The sequence below is a fragment of the Spiroplasma sp. hy2 genome, from assembly GCF_044714365.1.
GTDB classification, from domain to species: Bacteria; Bacillota_I; Bacilli_A; order Mycoplasmatales; family Mycoplasmataceae; genus Spiroplasma; species Spiroplasma phoeniceum.
In genome coordinates, this window is record NZ_RXFZ02000238.1 from 1 (window position 1) to 1274 (window position 1274).

The window sequence follows — 1274 nt, forward strand, 5'->3', positions numbered from 1 at the left end:
YACTATGAAATACCAACATTTAATTATCCAGAATATGTTCTTCCGCCAGTACCATATAATTACCCAGAATATACCAAAGATATATGAGATGCTAAAACAGGACAAGCATTAAAAACTAAAATTACAGCACCACCACAATGTAAAAAAGCACAACATTATGGTACTCCTGTTAATTTATTTTCTGATGAATTTAATGAAGGTTATTGTGAAACTGAAATTGATTTAAGACAAATTGACCCAACAATTCAAAGTATTAGTAAATTCCAAGATGCTTATAAAACAATAGAAATAAGTAATCTTAATAATTTACAAGTTAGATGTTTTAAACCTGAAATAGAGCGATTTATTAAGGATAGAAATATTAATCTTATAGGCGGGGCTAATAGTTGCGATTTTAATAGTGGTTTATTGTCTAATATAACTTTAAAAAAAGAAGGCTTACCACAAAATGATAATATTAATTTTGATAATATTATAACTTTATATACTGATAATATAACTAATGAAGTTCAAACATTCTCTACTGCTTCTACTACTGGTTTGCCAAGTGGAAATTATAAAAGCATTTATTATACAGAAAAAAGTGGAGCAGTTAATTTTTTACTTCAAATAACAAAATTATCTGATAATGATGATAATAAAATTAAAGAAACATATTTACAAGCATATTATACAAATAATATGAAATTAAAAATTAGATTTATAAAAGTATTATTTGCCCAGTTATTATTGTTGGCTCAAATTAATTTAAATTATGCAGGTAATAATAAAGATATAACAATAGACCTTAATGCTTTGGGTGTATTGGGTATGATAAATAATAGTGATATCCCTATTAAAATCACAATTACACCAAGGTAAAAGAAAAAGAGATTTAATTATCTCTTTTTTTATTCTCCTTTAACTTTTACATTACCGTTTTCATCAATAATTAAATCAGGTTCATTAGTATCTAAATTTCAACGATAAACTGAATTAATATACTTACTTTTACTACTTCAAGGGATTTTTATATGTTCTGAAAAAATATCTGTTGTTAAAACTGGAAAACTAGCATCGATATAAAAGTATAAAGATAATGTAGAATTATTTAATTTATTAATTTTTTTGTCATTTCCATCTTCTAATTTTGTATCATTATTAAACTTACTTAAATATCATTTTTGATTTTTATCACCACGCCATACTACATAATAATATTTATTATCAACCTTATTAAATGGTTTTTCTTGTGGTGCTATTCATTCTAAAATACCATCNNNTNNTTTTWTTTT

Annotated in this window: 1 protein-coding gene; it reads left to right on the forward strand. The window is 24.2% G+C overall.

From position 1 onward, the window contains the following. The coding region (locus tag EHV01_RS05725) for a hypothetical protein (protein ID WP_422066621.1) at window positions 1-861 on the forward strand (861 nt) is incomplete at its 5' end. Window positions 862-1274: the final 413 nt, after the last annotated feature.